The 2,213-nt window shown below is 33.5% G+C and carries 2 protein-coding genes; both read right to left on the minus strand.

Annotated elements, in window-relative coordinates:
- Positions 1-67: 67 nt before the first annotated feature.
- On the minus strand, positions 68-250 hold the full coding sequence (locus ACP5FO_RS08715) for a hypothetical protein (RefSeq protein WP_428157415.1): 183 nt from the start codon (positions 248-250) through the stop codon (positions 68-70).
- Between the two features lie 10 nt (positions 251-260).
- A complete protein-coding gene (locus ACP5FO_RS08720; protein ID WP_428157416.1) occupies positions 261-1,625 on the minus strand; it encodes an NRAMP family divalent metal transporter in 1,365 nt (454 codons plus the stop codon).
- Positions 1,626-2,213: the final 588 nt, after the last annotated feature.

Here is a 2,213-nt window from a genome sequence, read left to right on the forward strand (position 1 = left end):
AAGTTGTTTTCTAGAATCTAACGACATTTAGCATAGGTTATAACCTATGCTAAATAAATGAATGCAATCATTTAATATGCAAAAAGCTCATACCTATAAGCATAAGCATAACTACAATATAAATACGCAAAGCCCAAAAAGCCCACTTTATCCAGCCTTTAACTTCAGTTTTATTTACATTTATGGGTTTTTCAATATTTTCTTTTTCTATCTCAAAAAAATCTTTTGTAAATATTGTATTTTTTGTCATTTTAAACCTCCTATGTATGGAACATAACTGTATAGCCATACAGCATGTTTGCAATAATTAAAATGCCTACTATTGTAAAAGCTGCAATATTTTGCCAGGATTTATTCACATAATCTCCCATTATTTCTTTGTCATTTAAAAGCATAAGTAAAAACAACATGGCGGCAGGCATAAATATGGTAGCTATAACCTGAACAGCCAGATTAAGTAACCCAAGTGGCATATGTGGTATTAACACTACTGTGGCAGCAAGAGCGCTGCTTAAGATACCAGATAGATAAAAAGGCAATGCTTTTGAAAATCTTGAATTAATACTGCGCTCTAAATCAAGCGCTTCACCGGTTGCCCAGGAAGTGCTGGCAGTTATTGCGATAGCCGCAATTAAACCTGCTTCTGCTAAACCCAAAGCAAATAGATCTGTACCTATTTGCCCTATCCTTGATTTAGATAAAACAAACATTATATGGTTAATATCAAAACCAGAAGCTCCAGGTAACCCAAATACCAGACTTCCAGTTAAAATAACTATGGAAATTGCAACAATACCCATTATTACACTTCCAATAAATGTATCCAGCTGACCCTGAGGTATGTCTATTTTTGCAAGTCCTTTATCTACAACGCTTGATTGTTGGAAAAATAACATCCATGGTGCAATTGTGGTACCTAAATTGGCAAGTATTATATAAATAAACGTGCTGAAACTAGAACCATGCGGTATATGCCATGTTGCAAATGAGCTTATTACTTTTGACCAGTCTGGGTGAGCCAAAATAACAAGGGGAACAAAAACAAGATTGCCAGCAGCAATCCACAAAGCTATCCTTTCCCATGTATAGTACTTTAAAAAAATTAATACACTTGATACAACAACAAACCCTCCAATAACGCTAAGCCACGCTGGAACTCCAAATACCTTTAGACCTGTAGCTATACCTATGAATTCTGTAATAAGCGTTAGAATATTTGCTACAACCAGGTCAAACAATGAAAACGCACCCCAGAATTTACCATATCTTTTCCATATCATTTCTGCATGACCACGCTTTGTTACAGCTCCAAGCCTAACTGTCATTTCTTGAACTATGTAAGCAACAGGTATCATAAGTATAAGAAATGGTATAAAAAACCCTATACCGTATTTTGCTCCTGTTTGGGCGTATGTTATAACACCACCTGCATCATTGTCTGCAATCATTACAAGTATGCCAGGACCTACTAACGTTAAAAATAATAGAAATTTTCTAAACAAAGAAGAATTATTGCGAAGCTGGTAGACTTTCCACCTATCAAGCAACCTTATGTATTTATCTTCTGGTATGTCTAACATATTTGCGTTTAAAGAAACTTCTTTTACTTGGTTTGTTTTGACCATAAAGCACCTTCCTTGATTATTTATTGTTATGCTATTAATAAAAGTAAAGTCAAACCTAATATAAACAATAAAATAGCTATAATAGATTTTCTTTCACTTTCTAAAGCTGCATTGTTGGAAATGTTGTAATTATAATATCTAAAGAAAGGTACTCCGAAAGCTTAAAGAACAATCATTTTGTTTTTCAAATATAAGCTTGTTTCTAAAAAATAATTTGAAGATATCAAGTAGCCTTAACATAAACCCACCTCCTTATATTTTGGCAGATGGGCTTATGTTAAAACTACCCATCTGCCATATTACTTAGTACTACTACGCGGACCGCAACTGTCCATTCTCTTCTCACCTCAATAAAATTTTTCCACACTTTAATATAAGATTTATTAAAATTTGTCAAGAAAAAAATAATATAGCAGAGCGCTTATGGAGATATACTGTTCCTTAGAATCAATACAGAATTTTTTATTGGTGTTGAGCCCCTGCCTCGTTATGAGTGACGGGAATGTAGGATATATATCTATTTTTGAAAAAAATAAGTATTTTTACCTTCAAACCCTTTTATATAGAGTTTAGACTTTTTTATGGTTG

The organism is Desulfurella sp., from assembly GCF_049977265.1.
GTDB lineage: Bacteria > Campylobacterota_A > Desulfurellia > Desulfurellales > Desulfurellaceae > Desulfurella.

Excerpts from the sequence above, each read along its gene's own strand:
- ACP5FO_RS08715 (WP_428157415.1), bottom strand. The coding sequence starts at position 250 with ATGACAAAAAATACAATATTTACAAAAGATTTTTTTGAGATAGAAAAA.
- ACP5FO_RS08720 (WP_428157416.1), bottom strand. The coding sequence starts at position 1,625 with ATGGTCAAAACAAACCAAGTAAAAGAAGTTTCTTTAAACGCAAATATG.